Source organism: Streptomyces sp. NPDC050560, assembly GCF_044457285.1.
Taxonomy (GTDB): domain Bacteria; phylum Actinomycetota; class Actinomycetes; order Streptomycetales; family Streptomycetaceae; genus Streptomyces.
Map to the genome: position 1 here is coordinate 572,814 of NZ_JBITGT010000003.1, position 24,143 is coordinate 596,956.

Annotated in this window: 25 protein-coding genes; 13 read left to right on the plus strand and 12 right to left on the minus strand. The window is 74.3% G+C overall.

Annotation, left to right across the window (positions count from 1 at the left end; translation table 11 throughout):
• Nucleotides 1-151: 151 nt before the first annotated feature.
• The 4 genes from ACIBIW_RS09940 to ACIBIW_RS09955 form a co-directional block, all read right to left on the minus strand.
• The gene (locus ACIBIW_RS09940) at nucleotides 152-610 is read right to left on the minus strand and encodes an SPW repeat protein (RefSeq protein ID WP_399333938.1); all 459 of its coding nucleotides are present in this window, start codon (nucleotides 608-610) and stop codon (nucleotides 152-154) included.
• Between the two features lie 122 nt (nucleotides 611-732).
• Complete coding sequence (locus ACIBIW_RS09945; protein ID WP_399333940.1) at nucleotides 733-1,590, minus strand: ABC transporter permease; 858 nt, start codon at nucleotides 1,588-1,590, stop codon at nucleotides 733-735.
• On the minus strand, nucleotides 1,550-2,563 hold the full coding sequence (locus tag ACIBIW_RS09950; RefSeq protein WP_399333942.1) for an ABC transporter ATP-binding protein: 1,014 nt from the start codon (nucleotides 2,561-2,563) through the stop codon (nucleotides 1,550-1,552). Before ACIBIW_RS09950 ends, ACIBIW_RS09945 begins: the two co-directional genes overlap by 41 nt.
• The gene (locus ACIBIW_RS09955; protein ID WP_399333944.1) at nucleotides 2,560-3,015 is read right to left on the minus strand and encodes a MarR family winged helix-turn-helix transcriptional regulator; all 456 of its coding nucleotides are present in this window, start codon (nucleotides 3,013-3,015) and stop codon (nucleotides 2,560-2,562) included. Before ACIBIW_RS09955 ends, ACIBIW_RS09950 begins: the two co-directional genes overlap by 4 nt.
• 120 nt (nucleotides 3,016-3,135) lie before the next feature.
• Between ACIBIW_RS09955 and ACIBIW_RS09960 the strand changes: the two genes are divergently transcribed.
• From ACIBIW_RS09960 to ACIBIW_RS09975, 4 genes are all read left to right on the plus strand, one after another.
• Nucleotides 3,136-4,035, plus strand: a complete 900-nt coding sequence (locus ACIBIW_RS09960) for a helix-turn-helix domain-containing protein (RefSeq protein ID WP_399333946.1) — start codon at nucleotides 3,136-3,138, stop codon at nucleotides 4,033-4,035.
• Nucleotides 4,032-4,478 carry a VOC family protein gene (locus tag ACIBIW_RS09965; protein ID WP_399333948.1) on the plus strand — a complete coding sequence of 149 codons (447 nt, stop codon included), beginning with the start codon at nucleotides 4,032-4,034 and terminating at the stop codon, nucleotides 4,476-4,478. Before ACIBIW_RS09960 ends, ACIBIW_RS09965 begins: the two co-directional genes overlap by 4 nt.
• Nucleotides 4,479-4,707: 229 nt before the next feature.
• The gene (locus ACIBIW_RS09970) at nucleotides 4,708-4,941 is read left to right on the plus strand and encodes a hypothetical protein (protein WP_399333950.1); all 234 of its coding nucleotides are present in this window, start codon (nucleotides 4,708-4,710) and stop codon (nucleotides 4,939-4,941) included.
• Nucleotides 4,941-5,315 (plus strand): toxin Doc, encoded by a 375-nt coding sequence (locus ACIBIW_RS09975; RefSeq protein WP_399333952.1) that lies wholly within the window; start codon nucleotides 4,941-4,943, stop codon nucleotides 5,313-5,315. The genes ACIBIW_RS09970 and ACIBIW_RS09975 overlap by 1 nt, the downstream gene beginning before the upstream one ends.
• A 28-nt stretch (nucleotides 5,316-5,343) precedes the next feature.
• On the opposite strand, the gene ACIBIW_RS09980 is transcribed toward ACIBIW_RS09975, so the two are convergent.
• The 4 genes from ACIBIW_RS09980 to ACIBIW_RS09995 all read right to left on the minus strand — a co-directional run bounded on the left by ACIBIW_RS09980 (nucleotide 5,344) and on the right by ACIBIW_RS09995 (nucleotide 7,936).
• Nucleotides 5,344-5,922 (minus strand): hypothetical protein, encoded by a 579-nt coding sequence (locus ACIBIW_RS09980; RefSeq protein ID WP_399333954.1) that lies wholly within the window; start codon nucleotides 5,920-5,922, stop codon nucleotides 5,344-5,346.
• Nucleotides 5,923-5,928: 6 nt separating this feature from the next.
• On the minus strand, nucleotides 5,929-6,837 hold the full coding sequence (htpX, locus tag ACIBIW_RS09985; RefSeq protein WP_399334026.1) for a zinc metalloprotease HtpX: 909 nt from the start codon (nucleotides 6,835-6,837) through the stop codon (nucleotides 5,929-5,931).
• Nucleotides 6,838-7,093: 256 nt separating this feature from the next.
• Nucleotides 7,094-7,258 carry a hypothetical protein gene (locus tag ACIBIW_RS09990; RefSeq protein WP_399333956.1) on the minus strand — a complete coding sequence of 55 codons (165 nt, stop codon included), beginning with the start codon at nucleotides 7,256-7,258 and terminating at the stop codon, nucleotides 7,094-7,096.
• A gap of 261 nt (nucleotides 7,259-7,519) precedes the next feature.
• Complete coding sequence (locus ACIBIW_RS09995) at nucleotides 7,520-7,936, minus strand: hypothetical protein (RefSeq protein ID WP_399333958.1); 417 nt, start codon at nucleotides 7,934-7,936, stop codon at nucleotides 7,520-7,522.
• 503 nt (nucleotides 7,937-8,439) lie between these two features.
• Between ACIBIW_RS09995 and ACIBIW_RS10000 the strand changes: the two genes are divergently transcribed.
• From ACIBIW_RS10000 to ACIBIW_RS10015, 4 genes are all read left to right on the plus strand, one after another.
• Nucleotides 8,440-8,934, plus strand: coding sequence for a DUF5709 domain-containing protein (locus ACIBIW_RS10000; protein WP_399333960.1), 495 nt, complete (start codon nucleotides 8,440-8,442; stop codon nucleotides 8,932-8,934).
• Between the two features lie 96 nt (nucleotides 8,935-9,030).
• Complete coding sequence (locus ACIBIW_RS10005) at nucleotides 9,031-9,705, plus strand: (2Fe-2S)-binding protein (RefSeq protein ID WP_399333962.1); 675 nt, start codon at nucleotides 9,031-9,033, stop codon at nucleotides 9,703-9,705.
• Entirely contained in the window at nucleotides 9,702-10,700 is a 999-nt protein-coding gene (locus ACIBIW_RS10010) for an FAD binding domain-containing protein (protein WP_399333964.1), read from the plus strand. The genes ACIBIW_RS10005 and ACIBIW_RS10010 overlap by 4 nt, the downstream gene beginning before the upstream one ends.
• 16 nt (nucleotides 10,701-10,716) lie before the next feature.
• On the plus strand, nucleotides 10,717-12,846 hold the full coding sequence (locus tag ACIBIW_RS10015) for a xanthine dehydrogenase family protein molybdopterin-binding subunit (protein WP_399333966.1): 2,130 nt from the start codon (nucleotides 10,717-10,719) through the stop codon (nucleotides 12,844-12,846).
• A gap of 83 nt (nucleotides 12,847-12,929) precedes the next feature.
• On the opposite strand, the gene ACIBIW_RS10020 is transcribed toward ACIBIW_RS10015, so the two are convergent.
• Together ACIBIW_RS10020 and ACIBIW_RS10025 are read right to left on the minus strand one after the other, a co-directional pair.
• Entirely contained in the window at nucleotides 12,930-13,376 is a 447-nt protein-coding gene (locus tag ACIBIW_RS10020) for a nitroreductase family deazaflavin-dependent oxidoreductase (RefSeq protein WP_399333968.1), read from the minus strand.
• Nucleotides 13,377-13,444: 68 nt separating this feature from the next.
• Nucleotides 13,445-14,455, minus strand: coding sequence for a cation diffusion facilitator family transporter (locus tag ACIBIW_RS10025; RefSeq protein ID WP_399333970.1), 1,011 nt, complete (start codon nucleotides 14,453-14,455; stop codon nucleotides 13,445-13,447).
• A gap of 145 nt (nucleotides 14,456-14,600) precedes the next feature.
• Here ACIBIW_RS10025 and ACIBIW_RS10030 point away from each other — a divergent pair, with 145 nt between their 5' ends.
• The gene (locus ACIBIW_RS10030) at nucleotides 14,601-15,845 is read left to right on the plus strand and encodes an MFS transporter (protein ID WP_399333972.1); all 1,245 of its coding nucleotides are present in this window, start codon (nucleotides 14,601-14,603) and stop codon (nucleotides 15,843-15,845) included.
• 75 nt (nucleotides 15,846-15,920) lie between these two features.
• The gene (locus ACIBIW_RS10035; RefSeq protein ID WP_399333974.1) at nucleotides 15,921-16,664 is read left to right on the plus strand and encodes an IclR family transcriptional regulator; all 744 of its coding nucleotides are present in this window, start codon (nucleotides 15,921-15,923) and stop codon (nucleotides 16,662-16,664) included.
• 21 nt (nucleotides 16,665-16,685) lie between these two features.
• Here ACIBIW_RS10035 and ACIBIW_RS10040 read toward each other — a convergent pair whose 3' ends face one another.
• Both ACIBIW_RS10040 and ACIBIW_RS10045 read right to left on the minus strand, forming a co-directional pair.
• Complete coding sequence (locus ACIBIW_RS10040) at nucleotides 16,686-17,495, minus strand: enoyl-CoA hydratase (protein ID WP_399333976.1); 810 nt, start codon at nucleotides 17,493-17,495, stop codon at nucleotides 16,686-16,688.
• On the minus strand, nucleotides 17,492-18,709 hold the full coding sequence (locus tag ACIBIW_RS10045) for a CaiB/BaiF CoA transferase family protein (RefSeq protein ID WP_399333977.1): 1,218 nt from the start codon (nucleotides 18,707-18,709) through the stop codon (nucleotides 17,492-17,494). Before ACIBIW_RS10045 ends, ACIBIW_RS10040 begins: the two co-directional genes overlap by 4 nt.
• Nucleotides 18,710-19,038: 329 nt before the next feature.
• Here ACIBIW_RS10045 and oxlT point away from each other — a divergent pair, with 329 nt between their 5' ends.
• The 3 genes from oxlT to ACIBIW_RS10060 all read left to right on the plus strand — a co-directional run bounded on the left by oxlT (nucleotide 19,039) and on the right by ACIBIW_RS10060 (nucleotide 24,055).
• Nucleotides 19,039-20,289: an oxalate/formate MFS antiporter gene (gene oxlT / locus ACIBIW_RS10050; protein ID WP_399333979.1), complete on the plus strand. Its 1,251-nt coding sequence runs from the start codon at nucleotides 19,039-19,041 to the stop codon at nucleotides 20,287-20,289.
• Nucleotides 20,276-21,121 (plus strand): DUF6282 family protein, encoded by an 846-nt coding sequence (locus ACIBIW_RS10055; protein WP_399333981.1) that lies wholly within the window; start codon nucleotides 20,276-20,278, stop codon nucleotides 21,119-21,121. The genes oxlT and ACIBIW_RS10055 overlap by 14 nt, the downstream gene beginning before the upstream one ends.
• 87 nt (nucleotides 21,122-21,208) lie before the next feature.
• Nucleotides 21,209-24,055: an FAD-binding and (Fe-S)-binding domain-containing protein gene (locus ACIBIW_RS10060; RefSeq protein ID WP_399333983.1), complete on the plus strand. Its 2,847-nt coding sequence runs from the start codon at nucleotides 21,209-21,211 to the stop codon at nucleotides 24,053-24,055.
• Nucleotides 24,056-24,143: the final 88 nt, after the last annotated feature.

Here is a 24,143-nt window from a genome sequence, read left to right on the forward strand (position 1 = left end):
CGGTACCCGCCGCGGAGTGTCGCCCCCACCACCGCCGAAACCACCCCCGCCGCCCCACGGGGGAGGGCCCCGGCAGACGCGGGGCGCGCGACGGAAACCGGCCGGTCCGCCTCCCGCGGACCGGCCGGACGCCGACAGAGGGAGCGGGCGCCTACGTGCGGGCGCGCCGACTCTTGAGGGCGGCCCTTGCCGCCGCCGCGGTGCACACCAGCCCCAGCAACACCGTGAGACCACCGATGATGACGTTGGTGATGATCACACCGTTGTCCGGACTGCTGCCCACGACCCAGGGCGAGATGATCAACCAGACGCCCATGGCGCACATCGCCCAGCTCAGGCCGTACATCCTGCCCGGCATCACGGTGAAGCCCAGCGCCAGCAGGCCGAGCGCGATGCCCATGATCACGTTGTGGACCACGAGCGACGGCTGGCTTGAGGTGAAGTGCAGCACCCACGGCGAGATGGCGCAGAACAGGCCGACCAGGAACACCGGCCCGTCCACCAGCGCCACGTCGCGCCCGCCGAGGACGCGGTCGTACCGCGCCCGCATCTCCGGGACGTCCGGGTGTGTCGCCAGGTCTTCCTTATGGGAGTGAGACACATCGGCCATCGGAACCTCGACTCCTTCACTCTAGAGTCCGACCGAGTCATACGGCCTTGAGCCGTACACTCCCATTCTGCTCTTATAAATCCTTTATGTGTAGCGGATGACCGTTTTATCTGGAAAAGCGATCAGCGGGCCAACCGGGCCAGCAGCGACGAGGCGGCGACGATGCCGAGCGCCGCCGCCAGCACGAGCACCCCGTAGTCGAGCGCCAGGTGCGCGGGGGTGCCGAGCAGCAGCCCGCGCAACGCGTCCACCTGGTAGCTCAGCGGGTTCACATGGCTGACGACGCGGAGCCAGCCCGGCATCACCGCCACCGGGTAGAGCGCGTTGGAGCCGAAGAACAGCGGCATGGTGATGGCCTGCCCGATGCCCATCAGCCGGTCCCTGGTCAGCACGATGCCCGCGATCGTCATGGACAGGCACGAGAAGAACGCGGAGCCGAGGATCACCGCGGCGGCCACCCCGAGCAGCCGCAGCGGGTTCCAGGTGAGCGCCACACCCAGGAGTGCCGCGATCACGACGACCACGACCGCCTGGATCAGCGCCTTCAGGCCCGCCGCGAACGCCTTGCCCGTGATCAGCGCGGCCCGCGGCGTGGGCGTCACCAGCAGCTTGGTGAGGATGCCCGCGTCCCGCTCCCAGATGATCATGATCCCGTAGAAGATCGCGATGAACATCGCGGACTGGGCGATGATCCCGGGCGCCAGATAGTCCAGGTACGGGGTGCCGCCGGTCGGGATGGCCCTGATCCTGGTGAACGTCTCGCCGAAGATCAGCAGCCAGAGCGCCGGCTGGATGGCGCGGGTGTACAGCTCGGTCCTGTCGTGCCGCAGCTTCTGCAACTCGACGGCGCACAGCGCCCCGACCCGCGCCGTCAGCACCCGCCACGGCGGCCGTACCGGGGGCGGCACCAGGAGCAGGTCGAGCGCGCGTGCGGGGGCCTCAGCCGACCCGGGTCGCGGTGCGGCGGGTGCGTCGGACATCGCGGAAGTCTCCTGACTGGTCGTCGAGGCCGCTGCCCGCGATGTCCCGGAAGACATCCTCAAGCGTCGGCCCGCCGGGGTCCTCGCCCGCCGCCGCACGGCGTTCACGCAGCTCGGACCTGAGGGTCCCGGGGGTGCCGAGCGCGCGGACGCGCCCGCGGTGCATCAGCGCGACCCGGTCGCAGTACTGGTCGGCCTCGTCCATGTAGTGGGTGGTGACGAGCACGGTCATGCCGGTGGCGGTCCGCACCTCGTTGATCCGCTCCCAGACGCTGGTGCGGGCGATCGGGTCGAGGCCGATGGTCGGCTCGTCGAGGATCAGCAGCCGGGGCGCGCTCACCAGCGCCTGCGCCAGTTCGAGGCGGCGCACCATGCCGCCCGAGTAGGTCTTCGCGAGCCGGTCGGCGGCCTCCGTCAGGTCGACGGCGGCGAGCGCCTGCGCCACCCTGGCGGCCCGCTCCCGCCGCGGCACGTCGAAGACCCTGGCGAACAGCGACACGTTCTCCCGGCCGCTGAGCCCGGCGTCGGCGGAGAGCTGCTGCGGTACGTAGCCGAGCAGCCGCCGCACCGCCATGCGCTCGCGCGCCGGATCGTGCCCGAACACCCGCACCATGCCGGGCGGGACCGGAAGCAGCGTCGTCAGACAGCGGATCGCGGTGGTCTTGCCCGCGCCGTTCGGACCGAGCAGCCCGAAGACCTCGCCGGCGCCGACCGACAGGTCGAGCCCGTCCACCGCCCTCGTGGTGCCGAAGGCGTAGGTGAGCCCCTGGCAGCCGATGGCCTCGTCGCGGTCGTCGGGCGCCGCGGCCTCCGCCGCCGCGGGCGGGGCCGGGCCCTCCGGGCCCGTGGTGTCCCCGTCGAAGGCCGTGGCCCCCGCGGGCGCGGGTGCGGCAGGCTCGGGTCCGCGCCCCGCGTCCGTGTCCTCGGTGTCCCCGGTGTCCCCGGTGTCTCCGGTGTCCCCGGTGTCGGTCATACGCCCTCCACTTCCTCCCGCAAGCCGTCGGCCAGCCGCCGCAGCGCGGGCACCGCCGCCGCGAGCGCCGCCTGGTCCGCCTCGCTGAGCAGCGCCACCCGCTCACTCACCAGCGCGGCCCTGCGCGTCTCCCAGTCCCGCACCCGTGCCTCGGCTGCCGCGCTCGGCATCAGCCGGGCGGAGCGGCGGTCGTCGGGGTCGGTCTCCCGGGTCAGGAATCCGGCCCTGCCGAGCTGGTTGACGAGCGTGGAGACCGAGTTGCCCGCGAGGTACAGCTCCCTCGCGGCGTCGGAGACGCTGATGCCCGGCCGGTCCACGACCAGCCGCAGCAGCTCGATCTGCGCGCCGCGCGCCAACGGCCGCTCGTGGTTCGAGCGCAGCCGCCGCCGGATCAGCCGTTGCAGCCCGGCGAGCAGCGGTCCCAGCGAGTCGGGAAACCCCTCCGTCGTCATACGAAAAGCTTAGCTCTGACAACGAGGTATTCCCAGAGGCGCGCACCCGCCTCCCGCGAGCGCCCCCGGGGCGCCGTCTCCCGGGCGACCCGCGGCATGGAACGCGCCATACTGGGACGCATGGACGCCACCGACGACGGGGGAGCGGCCCCGGGTACGCAGACCTCGGTCTTCGTGCAGGGCTCGCCCGACCCCGGCGGCCTCGTGGTGTCCGCGGTGGGGTACCGCACGGTGGGCGCGACCCCCGGCGTGCACCGCGGCCTCCCGTCCCCGTACCTCACGCTGATCTTCTCGCTTGAGGGGCCCGTCGTCGGCAGCTTCTCGCGGGAGCAGGCGCTCGGGCCGGGCGCCGCAAGCCGGGACATCGTCCTCGGCGGGCTCCACCAGGCCCCCGCGTACGTACGCCAGCCCCCGGTGCAGTCCGGGCTGCAACTGGCCCTGCACCCGCTCGCCGCCCGCGCCCTGCTCGGGCCGCCCGCCGGTGCCCTGAGCACCGACATCGGCTCGGGCGCCGACGTCCTCGGCCCCGGCGCCGTCGAACTGCACGAGCGGCTGAGCGCGCAGCCCGACTGGGAAGCCCGCTTCGCCCTCCTCTCCGGCTACCTGCGCCGGCGCGTGGCCGACCGCCGCCGCGACCGGGTGCGCCCCGAGGTCGTCGAGGCGTGGGCCCACCTCACCCGCCGCCGCGGTCAGGTCACCCTGGAGGACCTGGCCCGGCACGTCGCGCTCGGCCCCCGGCGGCTCACCGGGCTCTTCCGCGCCGAGACCGGCGTCACCCCCAAGCAGGCCGCGCGGCTCATCAGGTTCCAGCACGCCCGCGACGCCGTGGTGCGCTCCGTCACCGCGGGCGCCCCGCCCGACCTCGCGCGCATCGCAGCGGACGCGGGCTACTACGACCACTCCCACATGGTCCGCGACTTCCGTCAGTACACCGGGCTCAGCCCCACCGCGTGGATCTCGGAGGAGTGCCAAAATATCCAAGCCGGTGGCCACCGCTACGGCGAAGAGTGGGACACATGAACACCACACACGACACAGCGACCACGACCACCCACACCCCGGCGACCGGTGAGCGCCCGCCCATGGTCTGGCCGAGCTTCAAGGCGAGGAACGCCCTCAAGCTGATCGACTTCCTCGTCGACACCCTGGGCTTCCAGCGCACCGCCGTCTACGCCGAGGGCGGCGTCGTCCTCCACGCCCAGCTCGACTGGCCCGAGGGCGGCGGTGTGATGCTGGGCGACGACCGCGAGGGCGCCCAGTGCCATCTGCCGCCCGGCAAGTTCAACGCCTACGTCGTCACCGACCGGGCGCGGGAACTCAGCGAGCGGCTGGCCGCCGCGGGTGTCGAGTTCAGCAGGGACTACCAGGAGATGGACTACGGCGGCGACGGGTTCAGCATCCTGGACCCGGAGGGCAACCAGTGGTCCTTCGGCAGCTACCGCGGCGAGTCCCCCAAGCCCTGAACACCGCGCACCCCCACCGGACACCGCACACCACCACACCCCCACCGGCCCCGCGACCCGGCGCCCCCCCGGGGCGCGCGCGAGGACCCTTCCCGGGCGCCCGGGGCGCACGGCACCGCGCACACCGCCGCCCCGCGCCCCGGTGGGCGGCAGCCGTGCGCAGCGGGCGCACCCTGATCCCCCGGGGCCCCGTACCGCCCCCGGGCACCTGGTTGGTACCGTGGACTCCATGCCATCCCTGAATGTGTCGTTCACCGACGAGGAACTCGAAGGAGTGCGCGCGGCGGCGGCCGCCGAGGGAAAGAGCCTCAAGCAGTATCTGCACGACCTGGGCGTACGGGAGCACCAGCGCAAGCAGTTCGTGGCCGGGGCCCTGACCTGGGGTGAGAAGCTGCGCGCCGAGTTCGACGAGGCGTTCCCCGACGAGCTGCCGCCCTCCCGCGGGGGAGCCGCGGCGGCCTGATGCCTCTCTACGTCGATGTCTCCTGGCTCCTCGACATCCAGGAGCGCGCCACCCCCGAGGACGTCACCGTCGGCGACTACTCGGCGCTCGTCGCCGCCGTCGCACGGCACAGGACCAAGATGCCCACACTCGCCGCCTCCGACCCGGACGCGGCCTGGCGGGCCGCCGCCCTGCTGCACACCATCGTCAGACTCGAACCGATGCCGCACCTCAACTCGCTCTACGCGGCCCTGGTCGCCGCCCAGTACATGGGCCAGTCGGGCGAGGGCATAGACCCGCCCTACGGTGCGCTCTCCGGGCTCGTACGCAAGGTCCGCGAGGGCTCTGCCGACGTCTTCACCGTCGCGGAACAGCTCAGGGCCTGGCGCATCTGACCCACCGCCCGGCGGGCCGCCGTACCGCTCACAGCCCCGGCGCGCCCCACACCGGGAACCACCGCGACAGGTCGCCCTCAAGCCGCAGGTCGTTGCCGAGCGCCGCCCTGGCCTCCAGCTCCAGCGCGTTGTCCCGCCGTTCCCCCGGCAGCGGCGCGAACGGGTAGAAGCTGCCGCGCTTGTACAGGTACACCAGCGCGAGCGACTGGCCCTCGGGCCCCGTGAACGCCGCGAGCGAGCACAGGAGCTGCGGGCCGAAGCCGGTGTCCTGGAGCGCCGAGTTCACCGCGTGCAGATCGCCGACCAGTCCCGGCAGGTCCTCGGGGGAGCGCCGCGACACCAGCCACGAGTACCCGTACGCGTCGCGCTCGCGCTCCACCGGCGGCCCGGTGCGCTCCCGGTCCGCGTCGAGCAGGTCACGCACCTCCTGGTGGACCCGGGCGAACTCGGCGCCCTCCACGCTGGAGAAGCACACGGAGCCCACGCCGGTCGGTACGAAGCCCGCGGCGGCGCGGAGTGTGACCGCCGCCGAGGGCAGTCCGAAGAGCTGGTCGAGATCGGGCTGCGCCGGCCTGCTGCGGCCGAACAGGGTGTCGAGGAAGCCCACGCGGCCTCAGCTCCTGACGTCCGGGGTCGGTCCGAGCTGCGCGGAGATCCGCGCCAGCCGCTCCAGGCGCTGGTCGAGCGGCGGATGGGTGGAGAACAGCCGGGCGCCCGGCATGGCGCCCATCGCCGGGGTGAACCAGAACGCGTTGAACGCCCGCGCGGTGCGCAGGTCCCTGCTGGGGATGCGGGCGATGTCGCCGCTCAGCTTGGTCAGCGCCGACGCCAGCGCCGACGGCCGCCCGGTCAGCAGCGCGCCCGCCCGGTCCGCCGCCAGCTCGCGGTACCGCGACAGCGCCCTGATCAGCACGAAGCTCAGCGCGTACACCACCACCGACACCCCGAGCACCGCGCCGAGCAGCGCCACCGTGTTCTGGTCCCTGCGGCCGCGGAAGAGCTGCGAGTAGATCGCGAACCGTACGAGCAGGCCCGCGATGACGCCCAGGAACGACGCGACGGTGATCACCGCCACGTCGCGGTGCGCCACATGGGACAGCTCGTGCGCCAGCACGCCCTCCAGCTCGTCCCGCTCAAGGCGGCGCATCAGCCCCCTGGTCACACAGATCACCGCGTGGTCCGCGTTGCGCCCGGTGGCGAAGGCGTTGGGCAGGTCCATGTCCGCCACCGCGACCTCGGGCTTCGGCATGTCGGCGGCGGCGCAGAGCCGGTCGATGATGCCGTGCAGCACCGGCTCCTCCTCGCGGGAGACGATCCGGCCGTGCATGGCGTACAGGGCGATGCGGTCGGAGAACCAGTACTGCGCCAGCAGCAGCCCCCCGGCGACGACGACGATCAGCACCCATGACTTGAGCAGTACGACGAGCGCGGCCACGAAGGCCACGTAGAGGAGTCCGAGCAGGAACAGCGTCACGCCCATGCGGGCGGTGAGCTGTCGGTCGGTCTTGAAGCGGCTGTGCATCGCCATCTCCCCGAATCGGACAGCGGGTGGTGGCCCGCCGCCGGGACGGCAGGAGGGCCGTTGCCTCCATGGTCCGTCATCGGGGGCTGAAGCGGACATAAAGCCGGTGGCCGATTCCGTACGGGCGCATGGCACACGGGACCCGAGCACACCGCGCATCACTCCCACCGAGTTCTACGCAGAGTGACCTTTTCCGATCAAGGCTTCCGGGGCCTCCGACGCCCCGACCGGCGGCGAATTCGCGGAAGGGAACACTTCACGCGGCCTCGGCCGGCTCCGGGGTCTGTGTCACGTTGTGCACATCGCGGACACAGAGGTTCAGCAGCGTGGTGACGAGAATCACAGCGGAGCACACCAGTATGACGGTGCGGTCCTCCCGGAGCCCCGCGGCCCAGCCCGCCGCCAGACAGCCCGCGGGCATCGCGAGGCGCTCCCCGGGTAGCCGAGCGCCGCGGCCACAGAAGCAGGCGGGGCAGCCCCAGCGGTCCTGAGCGTGCTTTCTGCGGGCGTGCAGCGGTCTTCATGGTCTCTCCCCCGCTCGACGGAGCGGGCAGCCGAGCCGGGGCGGGGCGCGCGGTGTCCTCCGCCCGTTGTGGAGGGGGGCGTTCGCGTGCGTCGGCGTGGTGTGGGCGTCGGTTGCTGCGAAGGCGCCTGCTGCGGAGGCGACCCTGGGGGAGGGCCGTCAGCCGCCGGGGGCGGAGCCCGCGAGGAAGGGCATCGCCCGGTGCATCCGCATGGCGTCCACCGACTCCGCCATGAACTCGTACTCCGTGGTGTCGTCACAGGTGGCGAAGCGCATCAGGTGCCCGGCCGCCAGCACCTCCGCCACCCGCTCCTGCCGCCCGGTGTCCGCGCACCAGCCCCGTAACTCCGCGGGGACGTCGGGTACGGTGTCCGCCACCGGGCACAGCGCCCCCGGGGGCCAGCGGGCGTCACCGGGATCGGGGTCGAGGCGCTCCGCGATCCAGGCCGCCCTGTCGCGCAGCCACCACAGGGCCAGCGGCAGCGTGGGGGCCCGGTAGGTGCCCAGCGGAACACCCACCCGCTGCCCGCCGCAGATGCCGTAGGCGGTCACATGGCACAGGATTTCGTCGTGCACAGCCCGCCCTCCACGGTGCCGTCCGCCGGATGAGCGGAGCGTCACCTTCGTTGATGCTCTCGTGATCGACGAATATCGATTTCGCCCGGATGTGTCACGACATGGTTCTGGCCAATGGGTGGTCCTGGACGATTCCCGGTCATTCCTGGCCGGAAGCGGGGCGCCGCCGACCGGTCCGCGTGGCGTCCGCGCAGGTGGGCGCCGTGGCCGGAGGCGGGCATCCGCGACACGGGGGAGCGAAGCGGCCGAAACGTGTCGGCGCGGGCGGCCGCGCGCCCGGCCGGGCGCACAGGGGCGCATCGGCCGCCCGCGACGCGCCCTCCGTGCGGTCACACTCCGTCACACCGGGGGCGCGTCGCGGCCCGCCCAGGGGACCGGGAGGTGTGGACGGCCGCGACATGGATACGCGGCCAGTGGCGGCCGCGGCCGTGACACCCGCCGGGGTCGCCGAGCCGACGAAGCCGATGAAAATGCAGCCGACGAGGCGGACGAAGGGGAGAGCGATGGCGAGCGACGACGTACCGGGCGACACGGCACGCGGCGACGACGTCTACCAGCCCGACGCGCCCGACGACGGCGAGGTGGCGACGTCCGAGGGCATCAGGGACCCCGAGGACACCCTCGTCGACCGCGGCGCCGACCCCTACGACGAGGGCGCCTCCCCGCCGGAGCGCCCCCTCGCCGTCGAGGACGAGGGCACCACGGGGGAGGAGGGCCGCGAGGGCGAGACCCTCGACCGGCGCCTCGGCGAGGAGGAGCCGGACCCCGCGCTCGCGCCCGCACCGCCCGACGACGGCATCGGCGACGCACCGGACACCGACGGCGAACCGCTCGACGACGAGGTCGGCGGCGGGCGCGCCGGACGCCTCGTGGCCCCCGACGAGGGCGCCCACGAGGACGCGGAGAAGGACCTGATCGCCGAGGACGTGGGCATCGACGGCGCCGCCGCCTCCGCGGAGGAGGCCGCCGTCCACGTCGTTCCCGAGGAGGAGCCCTAGGAGGGACCAGGGGGAGTGACGGCCGGGCCGCGCGGGACGCGAACGCCCGCGGGACACGGGCCCGGATGCCGGCCTACCGCGAAGGGACGCACCACGATGACACCGCCCCCGGGAGCCTCGCGCACCGCGCACCAGCACCGTGACCGCACCGCCCCGCACACCGGCACCGGCTCCACGGTGACCCTGCGGGTCAACGGCGCCCCGTACACCCTCGACCTCGACCACCGCACCACCCTCCTCGACGCGCTGCGCGAGCACATCGGCCTGACCGGCGCCAAGAAGGGCTGCGACCACGGCCAGTGCGGCGCCTGCACCGTCCTCGTCGAGGGCCGCCGCGTCAACAGTTGCCTGCTGTTCGCCGTCGCCCTCGACGACCACGCCGTCACCACCGTCGAGGGCGTCGCCACCCGGAAGGCCGGGACGGGGCCCGCCGACACGGCCGACACCACGAGCCCCGCCGACACCACGGGCACCGGCCACGCCCACGACACCGGCACCGACGGCGACGGCCTCCACCCGCTCCAGCGGGCCTTCGTCGAGCGGGACGCCTTCCAGTGCGGCTACTGCACCCCCGGCCAGATCTGCTCCGCGCTCGGCGCGCTCGCCGAGGCCGCCGCGGGACACCCCTCGTACGTCACCGACCCCGGCCACCCACCGGGACGCCCCGTCACACCGACCCCCGAGGAGATCAGCGAACGGCTCAGCGGCAACCTCTGCCGCTGCGGCGCCTACCCCCACATCCTGGCGGCCGTCGAGGACGTGATCGAATGAAACCGTTCGGCTATGTGCGCGCGGCCACCGTCGAGGAGGCCACCGACGCCTACGCCCACCACCCCGGGGCCCAGTACCTCGGCGGCGGCACCAACCTCGTCGACCTGATGAAGCTCGGCGTCGCCGCTCCCGACACCCTCGTCGACATCGCCGCGCTGCCCCTGGACACCGTCGAGGAGCGGCCCGACGGCGCGGTGTGGATCGGGGCCACCGTCCGGGGCAGCGACCTCGCCGCCCACCCTCTCGTCAGGGGCCGCTGGCCCGTGGTCTCCCAGGCGGTGCTCGCGGGCGCCTCGGGCCAACTGCGCAACGCGGCCACTACCGGCGGCAACCTGCTCCAGCGCACCCGCTGCCCCTACTTCCAGGACACCTCCAAACCCTGCAACAAGCGCACCCCGGGCAGCGGTTGCGCCGCGCTCGCCGCCTCCCACCGTGACCACGCCGTCCTCGGCCACTCCTCCCACTGCATCGCCACCCACCCCTCCGACCTCGCCGTCGCCCTCGCGGCCGTGGACGCCACCGTCGAACTCACCGGCACCGCGGGCAGCCGCTCCGTACCCGCCGCCGAGTTCCACCGGCTGCCGGGCGACCGGCCGGAACGCGACACCGTCATCGAGCCGGGCGAACTCGTCACCGGGGTGCTGCTGCCCCCGCACACCGCGGGACTGCTCTCCGTCTACCGCAAGGTGCGCGACCGCGCCTCGTACGCGTTCGCCCTCGCCTCCGTGGCCGCCGTCGCGGACGTACGGGACGGAACGCTGCGGCACGTCTCCCTCGCCTTCGGCGGCCTCGCCCACCGCCCCTGGCGCGCCCGCCGCGCCGAGGCCGCGCTGCGCGGTACCGCACCCACCGCGAGCGCCGTCGACCAGGCGCTCGACGCGGAACTCGCGCGGGCCAGGCCGCTCGGCGACAACGCCTACAAGGTGCCGCTCGCGCACGCCGTCGCCGCCGACGCGCTCGCCCGGCTCACCGCCGCCCCCGCCCGCGAGGACTGACAAGGAAGGACCGGCGATGTCCGACACCGTCACCCCGCACCGCGCCCTCGGCACCCCCGCACCGCGCAGGGAGGGCCACGCCAAGGTCACGGGCGCCGCCCACTACGCCGCGGAGCACACCCCACCCCGCTGCGCCTACGCATGGCCCGTCGGCGCCACCGTGGCGCGCGGCCGTGTACTCTCCGTCGACGACTCCGCGGCCCGCCTCCTGCCCGGCGTGCTCGCCGTCCTCACCCCCTTCGACGCGCCCCGGCTCGACACCGCCGCCGACCCCGACGTGCCGGTACTGAGCAACGCCGCCGCCGACCCCACCCTCCACGTCCTCCAGGACACCCGCGTCCCGCACCGCGGCTGGCCCGTCGCGCTGGCCGTCGCCGAGACGCCCGAGGCCGCCAGGGAGGCCGCCGAGGCCCTGCACATCCAGTACGCCGCCGAGCCCTTCGACGTCACCCTCACCCCGGGGCACTCCGACGCCCGCATCCCGCGGACCGCCAACGGCGGCCACCCGGGGGAGCGCACCCGAGGCGCCCCCGAGGACGCCTTCGCCGCCGCCCCGGTGCGCGTGGACACCGCCTACCGCACCCCGCCCCAGCACAACCACCCCATGGAGCCGCACGCGGCCGTCGCCGCATGGCACGGCGACCTGCTCACCGTCCACGACTCCAGCCAGGGCGCCACCGTCGTCGCCACCACCCTCGCCACCCTCTTCGCACTGCCCGAGAAGAACGTCACCGTGCACGCCGAGCACGTCGGCGGCGGCTTCGGCGGCAAGGGCACCCCACGGCCCCACACCGTCCTGGCCGCGATGGCCGCCCGGCACACCGGACGCCCCGTCAAACTCGCCCTCGCCCGCCGCGACCTGCCCGCCCTCACGGGCCACCGCTCGCCCGTCGCACACCGCGTCAGGCTCGCGGCCGAGCCCGACGGCACCCTGGTCTCCGTCCTCCACGAGGCCACCGCGCACACCTCCCGCATCAAGGAGTTCACCGAGCAGGCCGCGGTGCCCGCCCGGGTCATGTACGGCTCCCCGCACGCCCGCACCACCCATCGCGTCGTGCCCCTCGACGTGCCCAGCCCCTCCTGGATGCGCGCGCCCGGCGAGACACCCGGCATGTACGCGCTGGAGTCCGCCATGGACGAACTCGCCGAGGCCCTGGACATGGACCCGGTCGAGCTGCGGCTGCGCAACGACACCGCCCACGAGCCGGACAGCGGACGCCCCTTCAGCAGCCGCCGGCTCGCCGACTGCCTGCGCGAGGGCGCGGCCCGCTTCGGATGGGCGGGCCCGCGCGCCCGGCAGCGCGGCCCGGTGCGCACCGGCACCGGCGTGGCCGCCGCCACCTACCCCGTACTGGTGCAGCCCGCGAAGGCGACCGCCCGCGCCCTGCCGGACGGCCGCTATCGCGTGGCGGTCGACGCCACCGACATCGGCACCGGCGCCCGCACCGTGCTCGCACAGATCGCCGCCGACGCGCTCGGGGCGCCGCTCGACGCCGTCGACACCGAGATCGGCAGCTCCGCGCTGCCCCCCGCGCCCGTCGCGGGCGGCTCCTCGGGCACCGCGTCCTGGGGCTGGGCCGTCCACGAGGCGTGCACCGCCCTCGCCGACCGGCTGCACGGCCGGCAGGGGCCGCTGCCGCCCGGCGGCGTCGAGGCCGCCGCGGACACCACCGACACCGCGGACCGCCCCTCCCCGTACGCCCGGCACGCCTTCGGCGCGCACTTCGCCGAGGTCGCCGTGGACACCTCCACCGGCGAGGTACGGGTGCGCCGGCTGCTCGGGGTGTTCGCGGCCGGGCACATCCTCAACCCCCGCACCGCGCGCTCCCAGTTCATCGGCGGCATGACGATGGGCCTCGGGATGGCGCTGACCGAGGGCAGCACCATGGAACCCGCCTTCGGCGACTTCACCGAGAACGACCTCGCCTCCTACCACGTCCCCACGCACGCCGACGTCACCGGCATAGAGGCCCACTGGCTCGACGAGGACGACCCCGAGCTGAACCCGATGGGCAGCAAGGGCATCGGCGAGATCGGCATCGTCGGCACCGCCGCCGCCGTCGGCAACGCGGTCCACGACGCCACCGGCAGCCGCTACCGCGAACTGCCCCTCACCCCCGACCGGGTCCTCGCGGGCCTCACCTGACCCGCACACGCCGAAGTCCCCGGCACCGCCGGGGACTTCGAGGCGCTGCGGCGGACCGCCCGCCGCGCCGCGGGTGCGGCGGCTCAGTGCCCGCCGGGCGCCCGCTCCAGCACGAACACCGGGATCTGACGGTCCGTCTTCGTCTGGTAGTCGGCGTAGTCCGGATACGCCTCCACGGCCCGGGCCCACCACAGGTCCCGCTCCTCGCCCTGGACCTCACGCGCCGTCATGTCCTGGCGCACCGCGCCGTCCTGAAGCTCCACCCGGGGGTCGGCCGCCACGTTGTAGTACCAGACCGGGTGGCGGGGAGCACCGCCCTTGGACGCGACGACGGCGTACGCCCCCTCGTGCTCCACCCGCATCAGCGGCGTCTTGCGGATCTTGCCGCTCCTGGCGCCGCGGGTGGTGAGGACGATCACCGGCATGCCGCGCATGGTGTTCCCCTCCCTGCCGCCCGAACTCTCGAACAACTCCACCTGATCGCGGACCCACTGCTCGGGGCTCGGCTCGTACTCACCACTGAGGGGCATGGTGACCGCTTCCTCTCGTACGTTCGTATGGCGCCTTCACCCGGGCTCAACACGCCCGGACCGGCCGATCATCCCCGCGCGGCGGCGCCACGCCCGGTTTCCCCGCCCCGGCGCGCCCCGTCCCGCGCCCGCGGACCCCCGCGGCGCGGCCCGGGACGCTCGGGGCTGCCGTCGGGCGGCGCCTCCGTGATGTCGAGGAACACCTGGTCGGCGGCGGGCTCGGCGCGCGCCAGGGCGCGCTTGATACGCACCGACACCAGCTCCACCTGCTCGCTGTCCATCCCGGGCACCAGGTCGACGCGCGCCGCCACCAGCGTGGAGTCCATGCCGAGGCGCATGGTCAGCAGCGAGGCCACATTGTCGATCTCCGGCTCCGCGGCAAGCAGCTCCCTGATGCGCCGCTGCAACGCCGGGTCCGCGGCCTCCCCGATGAGCTGGTCCCTCGCCTCCCGGCCGAGCCGGTACGCCACGTACACCAGCAGCAGCCCGATCGCGAACGACGCGGACGCCTCCCACGCCACCTGCCCGGTCGTCATGTGCAGCGCCATCCCGATGATCGCCAGGGTGACACCGAGCACCGCCGTGCCGTCCTCCGCCACCACCGTGCGCAGCGCGGGGTCGCGCATGCCCTCGGCGTCGGGGTCGTTGCGCACCTGGTGCAGCGCCCGCAGCAGCGACGCGCCCTCGAACACGAGCGCGAGCGCGAGGACGACCAGCCCCACCACATAGCCGTCCGTGGACTCGTGGGCGCCGCTCGACAGCGCCTCGAAGCCCTGGAACACCGAGAAGCAGCCGCCCATCACAAAGATCCCCACGGCGGCGAGCAGCGACCAGAAGAACCGCTCCTTGCCGTAGCCGAAGGGGTGCCTGCGGTCGGGCGGCTTCTTGCTGCGGCGCAGCGCGGCCAGCAGGAACACCTCGTTGCAACTGTCGGCCACCGAGTGCGCCGCCTCCGAGAGCAGCGCGGGCGACCCCGCGAACAGGCCGCCCACCAGCTTCGCCACCGCGATCAGCAGGTTCGCCGTCAGCGCCACCAGCACCGTCAGCCGGGTCCTCCCGTCGGAGGAGTCCTGGTCCACGCCCGCCTCCCTCCCTGTCGTCCGGCCGCGGCGCCTGCCGACGGCCGTCCTCCCGGGTACCCCGCATCGGCCGCGCCACCGCGGCACCCCGGTGTGTGCGCCTGCCCGGCCCCGTGGTAACCGTCCTGGTGAGATGTGTGGCGGCATGACGGTGAGGTGGCGTGTGACAGCACAGAGCGGTACGGACCAGGCACAGGGGCGGGCGGGACGCGGCGTCGGCTCCCTGGGCGCCGCCACGGTGTTCGCGGTGGGCATGGCGGGCACCACCCTGCCCACCCCGCTCTACGGGCTCTACCGGGAGGAGATCGGCTTCTCCGAGCTGATCGTCACCGTGATCTTCGCCGTGTACGCGCTCGGTGTGATCGCCGTGCTGCTGCTCGCCGGTGACGTCTCCGACCGCACGGGGCGCCGCCCGGTGCTGCTCGCCGCGCTGGTGTTCTCCGCGGGCAGCGCGCTCTGCTTCCTCCTGGAGTCCGGCCTGCCGCTGATGTTCCTCGGCCGGGTGCTGTCCGGCTTCGCCGCCGGGCTGCTCAGCGGCGCGGGCACCGCCGCCGTCCTGGAGCTGGCCGGGCCGGGGCGCACGGCCAGGGCCGGGCTCGCCGCCACCGCGGCCAACATGGGCGGCCTGGGCAGCGGTCCCCTGCTGTCGGGGCTGCTCGCGCAGTACGCGCCCTGGCCGCTGCGGCTGCCCTACCTGGTGCACCTGGCACTGGTGTGCGCCGTCGCGCTGATCGTGTGGCGGCTGCCGGAGACGGTGCGCACCGAGCGCGGCGGGGCGCGGGCACTGCTGCGGCCGAGCGGGATGCGGGTGCCGCCCGAGGTGCGGGGGGTGTTCACGCCCGCGGCGTGCGCCGCCTTCGCGGGCTTCGCGCTGCTCGGCCTGTTCACCTCGGTCTCGTCCGGCTTCATCACCGGCACGCTCGGCGAGAGCAATCTGGCGGTGGCGGGCGCCGTGGTCTTCACGGTGTTCCTCGCGTCCACCGCGGGGCAGAGCCTGATGCCCAGGCTCGGTGTGGCCAGGGCGCTGCCCGCCGGGTGCCTGCTGCTGCTCGTGGGGCTGCTGCTCGCCGGTCTCTCGCTGCTGGTGAAGTCGCTGTGGCCGCTGGTGGCCTGCGCCCTCGTCGGCGGTGCGGGACAGGGCCTCGGCTTCCGGGCGGGGCTGACCGCCGTGAGCGGCGCCGCGCCCGCCAGACACCGCGCGGGAGCGATCTCGGCGTTCTTCGTCGTCGCCTACCTCGGCATCTCGGTGCCCTCCGTGGGCGTGGGCGCCATCAGCCTCGCGCTCGGGCTGCGGGAGGCGGGCATGGTCTTCACCGCGGTGGTGATGCTGCTGACCGCGGCGGTCGGCGCCTATGTGTGGCGCAGGCCGCTGACGCCCGCCCCCGCGTAGCGGCCCCGGGGCACCGCGCCCGGGAGGCGGCGTCGGGCGCGCCCCGCCCGCCGATAAGCTTCAGGGGTGGAGAGCGTGCGCAAGGCCTTGGTCGTCCTGGAAACGGTCGCCGACATGCAGCCGGTCGGTGTCGCCGAGGTCAGCCGGGCCCTGGGCCTGCCGAAGTCGAGCGTGCAGCGCTCCCTGCTGACCCTGAAGGACGCCGGGTGGATTCGCCCCGTCGGCAGCGAGGTCACCCGCTGGGAGATCACCTCGAAGGCGCTCCAGGTCGGCCAGTACTTCCGCGGCGCCGACGACCTGCGCCAGGTGGCGCTGCCGATCATGAACGAGGTGCGCGCGGAGACCGACGAGACGGTGCACCTCATGGTGCCCGACGGGCAGGCCATGGTCCTCGTGGAGCGCCTGATGACGCACCGTCCGATCCGGGTCGACATCCCCGTCGGCCGCTCGATACCGATGCACACGGTGTCCAACGGCAAGGCGTACCTGGCGCTGCTGGACGAGACGGCCGTCGAGTCGTACATCGCGCACGGTCTCGACCGCTCGACCACGCACACCATCACCGACCCCGAGACGCTGCGCGCCGAGCTGAAGGCCATCAGGGCGCGGGGCTACGCCGTCAACCACGGCGAGTGGCGCTCCGACGTGCGGGCCGTGGCCTCCGCGATCGAGGGTGGGACGGGCGGCCCCGTCGGCAGTATCAGCATCTCGACACCGCCCGACCGGATGCGGGCCGCGGAGGAGCGGCGCTACGCCGCGCTCGTGGTGGACGCCGCCCGCAGGATCGGCGCCAGCCTCACGGGCCCGGCGCGGCGGTGAGCCGATCCGGCGGGCGGGGGCTCAGCGGCCCTGCCAGACGGGCTTCTCGCCCGCGGCGAACGCCGCCACGGCGTTCCTGAAGTCCGCCGACCCGAAGCAGCGCAGCAGCACGTCCCGGTCGTCGGCGTCCGGGGTGCTCGCGCGCCGGATGCGGCGCAGGTTCTCCTTGGTGGCGGCCACCGTCAGCGGCGCCATCGACGCCAGCCGCTCCGCGAGCCGCGCAGCCGCGCCGTGCAGCGCCTCGTCCGACTCGGCGAGCTGGGACACCACGCCCCACCCGAGCATCTCGTCGGCCGGCAGCAGCCGCGCCGTCATGATCAGCTCGCGCACCCGCGCCTGGCCGAGCACGGTCACCAGACGCACGTAGTCGTCGGTGTTGAGGCAGTTGCCGAGGGTACGGGCGACCGGGACCCCGAAGCGCGCGGAGGGCGCGGCGATGCGCAGGTCGCACGTGGCGGCGAGGACCGCGCCGCCGCCCACGCAGGGGCCCGCGATCGCCGCGAGCGTGGGCTGCTCGGTCTCGTCGATCGCGGCGCCGACCCGCCGGTACAGCTCCTGGTAGCCGAGGATCGCCTCCTGTGTCGTGAGCGCGGCGAACTCGCCGATGTCGCCGCCCGCCGCGAAGGCCGGCCGCTCGCCGCCGCCCGCCCCGGTCAGCACGACGGCCCGTACGTCGCGCCTGCCCCGCAGCCGCTCGAACTCGACCGCCAGGCGGGTGAGCGAGTCCATGTCGAGCGCGTTGGCGACATGCGGCCGGTCGATGAGCACCCAGGCGACCTCGCCGCGCAGCTCCGTCCTGACCGGCGCGGGGGAGCCCCCGGTGCCGCTCACGCGGTCAGCCGCCCGTCCGCGACCGGGCCCCCCGTCGTGCCCCGCGCCGCGAAGGCGGCGATCCGCTCGGGACCGAAACCCAGGTCGCGCAGGATCTCGCCGGTGTGCTCGCCCAGCAGCGGGCCGCTGGCGCGGCGCTCCGTGCCGCCCGCGGAGAAGTGCATGGGCGAGCCGAGGTGGCGCACCGTGCCCATCACCGGGTGCTCGGCGTCCCAGAAGTAGTCGGCGGCGAGGAGCTGTTCGTCGTGGAAGACCTGCTCGTAGCGCTGGATCGGCGCACACGGCACCCCCGCGCCCGACAGCACCTCGATCCAGTGCTCCTGCGGCTGCCCCGCGGTGACCTCCTCGACGGCCGCCATGAGCGCGGCGCGGTGCCGGAACCGGCTGTCGACGTCCGCGTAGTCGGGGTGGTCCGCGAGGTGGCCGAGCCCGAGCGCGGCGCAGAAGGACGCCCAGGTGGGCGGGGTGGTCGCGCCGACCGCGAACCAGCCGTCGGCGCAGGCCACCGCCTGGTAGGGCGCGAGCGACTGGTGCGCGGAGCCCATCGGCCCCGCCACCTCCTCCCCGGCGAAGTACCGCCCGGCCTCCCAGATCGCGAGCGAGGCGCCCGCCTCGAAGAGCGACACCTCCACCCGCTGGCCCCGCCCGGTCCTCGCGCGCTCCTGGAGCGCGGAGACCGCGCCGAGCGCCCCGTACAGCGCGCAGACCATGTCGCAGATCGGCACGCCCACCTTGACCGGCTCCCCTTCGGGGGTGCCCGTGATGCTCATGATCCCCGAGCGGGCCTGCGCCATGACGTCCAGTCCTGGCTGCCGGGCGAGGGGGCCGCGCGAGCCCCAGCCCGAGGCGCTGACGTAGACGAGCCGCGGGTTGAGCGCGGAGGTCTCCTCCCAGCCGTAGCCCAGCTTGTCCATGGTCCCCGGGCGCAGGTTCTCGATCAGCACGTCGGCGGTGGAGATGAGCCGGGTCAGGACCTCGCGGCCGTCCTGGGATTTCATGTCGAGCGCCAGCGAGCGCTTGTTGCGGTTGAGCCGGGCGAACGGCGAACTCTCCCCCCGGACGAAGGGGCCGCTGCTGCGCACGTAGTCACCGGTCCTCGGGTTCTCGACCTTGACGACGTCCGCCCCGAGATCCGCGAGCTGCGCCCCGGCGAAGGGGGCCGCCAGGTAGTTGCCGATCTCGATGACCCGAGTCCCCTTGAGGGGCGCTGACATGGGGGTACCTCCATGGCGTCGGTGCCGGGGGAGCGGACGCCCGCCCGGCCTGTGGGAAACCCCTGCTCAAGAGCGTTCCACGATGCGGCACATGTGCTGTAATGCGGCACAGTCTTGACGGGGGGCGGGCGGCGTGTCAAGCATTCGTGCGCGAAGCGTCCGCCTCCCTTGACAGCGCCTCGGAGGGCGTGACACCTTGCGGCGACCTGCTCAAGGCATCGCGTTCCCACACGTTCGGCGCACCGACGCGCGGAGGAACGATGGTGGGGAAGTTGGCCGGGGCCGAGGTGAAGCCGCCCCGCGGCGCCGCTCGGCGGCGCTGGACACAAGTGACTCTGATCGCTGTGGCGACCGTGGCCGCAGCCAATCTCCAGTACTGCTGGACGCTGTTCTCCGACCCCCTGGCGGACGGCTACGACGTCTCGCTGGCACACGTCCAGATCGCGTTCTCGCTGTTCATCATCGCCCAGACCTGGCTGCTCCCGGTCGAGGGATGGCTCGTCGACCGCTACGGCCCCCGGCTGACCTTCCTCGCCGCCGGCGCCCTCGTGGGCCTGAGCTGGATCGGCACCGCGGACTTCGCGCCCTCCATCGAGGCCGTCTGGGCGTGGTACCTCGTCGGCGGCGCCGGCGTCGGCATCATCTACGGCGGCGGCCTCGGCGTCGTCGTCAAGTGGTTCCCCGACCGCCGCGGCCTGGTCGCCGGCATCTCCGCCGCCTGCTACGGCTCGGGCACCCTCCTGACGATCACCCCGATCTCCCACATGATCGACTCCACCGGCTACCGGCACACCCTGCTGGTCTGGGGCATCGTCCTCGGCGCCGTGTGCTGCGCGTGCGCGGTGTTCCTGCGGGCACCTGACCCGGCCGCCACCGGCGCCGAGCCCGGCGCGGCCGTCCGCGCCGCCCAGACCCGCCGCAACCTCGGCCCGGCGAAGGTGCTGCGCACCCCCACCTTCTGGGCGCTCTACCTCGCGACCACCCTGATGTCCTTCACCGGCCTCGTCATCACGGCCCAGATCGGCCCCATCGCCAAGGACTACGGCGCCGACGAGACCACCGTCGCCTTCGGCCTCACGGGACTGACCCTCGCCATCCAGCTCGACCGCGTGCTCAACGGCATCTCACGGCCGATCTGGGGATGGGTGTCGGACCGCATCGGCCGCTACACCGCCATGACGATCGCCTTCACCTTCCAGGCGGCCGGCATCGTCATCTGGATGGCCTTCGTCGACTACCCCGTCTTCTTCATCATCTGCTCCGGGTTCGTCTACATCGGCTGGAGCGAGATCTACTCCATGGGCGCCGCGATGGTCGCCGACCTCTACGGCCCCCGCTTCGCGGCCACCAACTACGGCGTCCTGTTCACCGGGAAGGGCTTCGCCTCCATCCTCGCGGGCCCCGTGACCGCGTGGCTCGTCGAGGGCAACGGCGGCAACTGGATTCCAGTGTTCGCGACGATGGCGGCCTGCGCCGCGGCGGCCGCCGCCCTCGTCTTCTTCTGGCTGCGGCCCGCCGCGGCCAGACTGCACCGCGAGGAGGACCGGGTCGTGGACCAGGTGGCGCATGTCTCCGCCTGAGGGCCTGTTCGACGTCCACGTCCACAGCGGCCCCGACATCCAGCCGCGCTGGGGCACCGACGCGGACGTCGCCGCGGCCTACGAGGCGGCGGGAGGCCGCGGCGTGGTGCTGAAGAACCACTACGAGTCCACCGTCGGCAGGGCGCTGGCCGCGGGCACCGGACGGCGCCTCGCCGTGTACGGGGGGATCGTCCTCAACGCGCACACCGGCGGGTTCAACCCGGCCGCGGCCGCCGCCGCCCTGCTGGCCGGGGCACGGGTGGTGTGGATGCCCACGCAGGACGCCCACACCCAGCACGGCACCGGCCTGCCCGCGCTGCGCACCCGCTGCCCCGCGCTGCCCGCCGTCGGCTACGCCGCCCCGCCGGTCGACCCGACGACGGCGGACGCCCTCAGGACCATCCTGCGGCTCGTCGCCGAGCACGACGCCGTCCTCGCCACCGGCCACCTCGGCCCGAGCGAGTGCGCCTGGCTCGTCGACGAGGCACACACCGCCGGGGTGCGCCGGGTCCTGGTGACCCACGCGGGGTGGGTCGTGCCCCGCCTCGACACCGTGCTCGCCCGCCGCCTCGCCTCCCGCGGAGCGCTGCTGGAGATCACGGCCCACCAGCTCACCGGCTCCCACCCCATGCGGGCCGAGGACGTCGCCCGCTTCGCACGCGCCGTCGGGCTCGACCACGTCGTCCTCTCCTCGGACGCGGGCCAGCAGGACGCGCCGCCCCCGCCCGAAGCCCTCGGCCGCCTCGTCGGCGCACTCGCGCGCACGGGACTGCCCGAGGCCGCGCTGCTGCGCTCCGCGTCCACCCTCCCCAGGGACCTCGTCACCCCGTGACCCCGCCCCGTCGGCGCCCCGACCGGCCGTACGCCGGGCGCCGACCGGACCCGTGAACCCACCGACAAGAGAAGACCCTCCCGCCCCATGACACACACCACAGGCCGCACGGCCGACTCCGACCTCGCCCACGAGCTGCGGGCACGCGGCGTCGCCCACGTCGACGGCTCCGACCTCGCCCGCGCCCTCCACAGCTCCGACGCGAGCCTCTACCGGGTGGTACCGCAGGCGGTCGTGCGGCCCCGGCACATCGAAGAACTGCTCGCCGTCCACGAGGCCGCACGCGACCTCGGGGCACCCGTGACGATGCGGGGCGCGGGCACCAGCATCGCGGGCAACGCCGTGGGCCCCGGCATCGTCGTCGACACCCGCGCCCTGAACCGGATACGCGACGTGGACCCCGGGGCGCGCACCGCACGGGTCGAGCCCGGCGTGGTCCACGCCGACCTCCAGCGCGCCGCCGCCCCGCACGGACTGCGCTTCGGACCCGACCCCTCCACCCACACCCGCTGCACCATCGGCGGGATGATCGGCAACAACGCGTGCGGCTCACGCGCCCTCGGCTACGGCCGCACCGTCGACAACGTCGTGGCCCTCGACGTCCTCCACGGCAACGGCGAGCGCGCCCTGCTCACCGAAGACGCCGCCCCCGGCCCCACCGCGGCCGCGCTCCTCGCCCTGGCCCGCGCCGACCTCGCCCACATCAGGACCGCCTTCGGCCGCTTCGGACGCCAGGTGAGCGGCTACGCCGTGGAGCATCTGCTGCCGGAGCGCGGCGGCCGCGTCGACCGCTTCCTCACCGGCACCGAGGGCACCCTCGCGACCGTGCTCGGCGCGACCGTCAGGCTCGTCGCCGACGAGCCGGGACGCAGGCTGCTGGTGCTCGGATACGGGTCCATGGCCGAGGCCGCCGACGCCGTGCCCGCCCTGCTCGCCGCCGCCGGGGGCCGCCTCGTCGCCTGCGAGGGCATGGACGCCCGCATCGTGGACCTGGTACGCGGCGGCGGCAGGCCGGTGCCTGAGCTGCCGGCCGGCGCCGGATGGCTCTTCGCCGAGGCCGCGGGCGACGGCGCCGCCGACGTCCTTCGCCGCCTCACGGCCGCCTCGGGCGCGACCGGCTCCCGGCTGGTCGCCGACCCGCGGGAGGCCGCCGCACTCTGGCGCATCAGGGAGGACGGCGCGGGGCTCGCCGGGGTCAGCCTGCCCACGCCCGCCTACTCGGGGTGGGAGGACTGCGCCGTACCGCCCGAGCACTTGGGCGCCTGGCTGCGCGACTTCGAGGGCCTGCTCGACGCCCACGGCCTGCACGGCTACCCGTACGGGCACTTCGGGGACGGCTGCGTCCACTGCCGTATCGACTTCCCCTTCCACCCCGGCGACCCCGCCTCCGCCCGGGTCTTCGGGGACTTCATGGCGGCGTGCGCCGAGCGGGTCGCCGTCTACGGCGGCACCCTCTCGGGCGAGCACGGCGACGGCAGGGCCCGCTCCCCGCTCCTGCCCGCCATGTACGACGACACGTCGCTGCGGCTGTTCGCCGAGGCCAAGCGGATCTGCGACCCGCGGGGGCTGCTCAACCCCGGCGTCATCGTCGACCCCGCACCCCTCACCACCGACCTACGCCCCGTCCGCCCCCGTACCGCGCCCGCCGCACCCGGGCTGCGGCTGCTGGACGACGGCGGCGACCTCGGCGCGGCCGTGCACCGCTGCACCGGCGTCGGCACATGCGTCGCCCCCCGCACCACGGGCGTCATGTGCCCCTCCTACCTGGCCACCCGCGACGAGAAGGACTCCACCCGCGGACGGGCCCGGGTGCTCCAGGAGGCCCTGGACGGCGGGCTGCTCAGGGGCGGCCTCGCCGACGGCGCCGTCACCGACGCCCTCGACCTCTGCCTGGCCTGCAAGGGCTGCGCGTCCGACTGCCCCTCGGGCGTCGACATGGCCGCGTACAAGTCCGAGGCGCTGCACCAGATCCACGAGGGCCCCGGCGCACGGCGCAGACCGCGCACCCACTACACCCTGGGGCGGCTGCCCCGCTGGGCACGCCTCGCCGCCCCCGTGGCGCCGCTCGTCAACAGGGCGGCGCGCTGGCGGCCCGCGGCCGCGCTCGCGCGGTGGGCCGCGGGCATCGACAGGCGGCGCGCGCTGCCCGCGTTCGCCCCCCGCACCCTGCGCCGCTCGGCGCCCGCGGCGGCACTCGGCAGCGCGCGCCCCGACGTGTGGCTGTGGGCCGACTCCTTCACCGACCACTTCCTGCCCGGCTCGGGACGCGCCGCGGTCCGCTTCCTCGCATCCCAGGGCCTCGCGGTACGCGTCATCGAGGAGGACGCCTGCTGCGCCCTGACCTGGATCACCACGGGCCAGCTCGACCGGGCCCGCATCCTCGTCGAGCGGACCGTGCGCACCCTGGCGCCCTACGTCGACTCCGGGACACCGGTGATCGCCATGGAGCCCTCCTGCCTCGCCGCGCTGCGCGGCGACGCCACCGGGCTGACCGACGCGCCCGAGGCGGCCGCCGTGGCCGCCGGCCTGCGCACCTTCGCCGAACTGGTGGCCGACCTGGCCGCCGCGGGCCGGGTGACGCTGCCCGACCTCTCCGGGACCGAGATCGTCGCGCAGCCGCACTGCCACCACCGTGCGGTACTCGGCTGGGACACCGACAGGGAACTCCTGCGTGCCGCGGGCGCGCGTGTCACCGAGGTCCCGGGGTGCTGCGGGCTCGCCGGCAACTTCGGCGTGGAGAAGGGGCACTACGAGGTGTCCGTCGCGGTCGCCGAGACCCATCTGCTGCCCGCCGTGCGCGCCCACCCCGGCGCGGTCCTGCTCGCCGACGGCATGTCCTGCCGCGTCCAGCTCGACGACCTCGCCGGAGCACCCGCCCTGCACCTCGCAGAACTGCTCGCCGCCCGCACCGCGCCCCGGCGGGACGCGACCTAGGTGTATTGACCCGCAGGGTTGTTCACGCGGGTGATCGGTGGGTGGCCGCCGAGTGCGGTGTGGCAGCGGTGGTGGTTGTAGGTGTGCA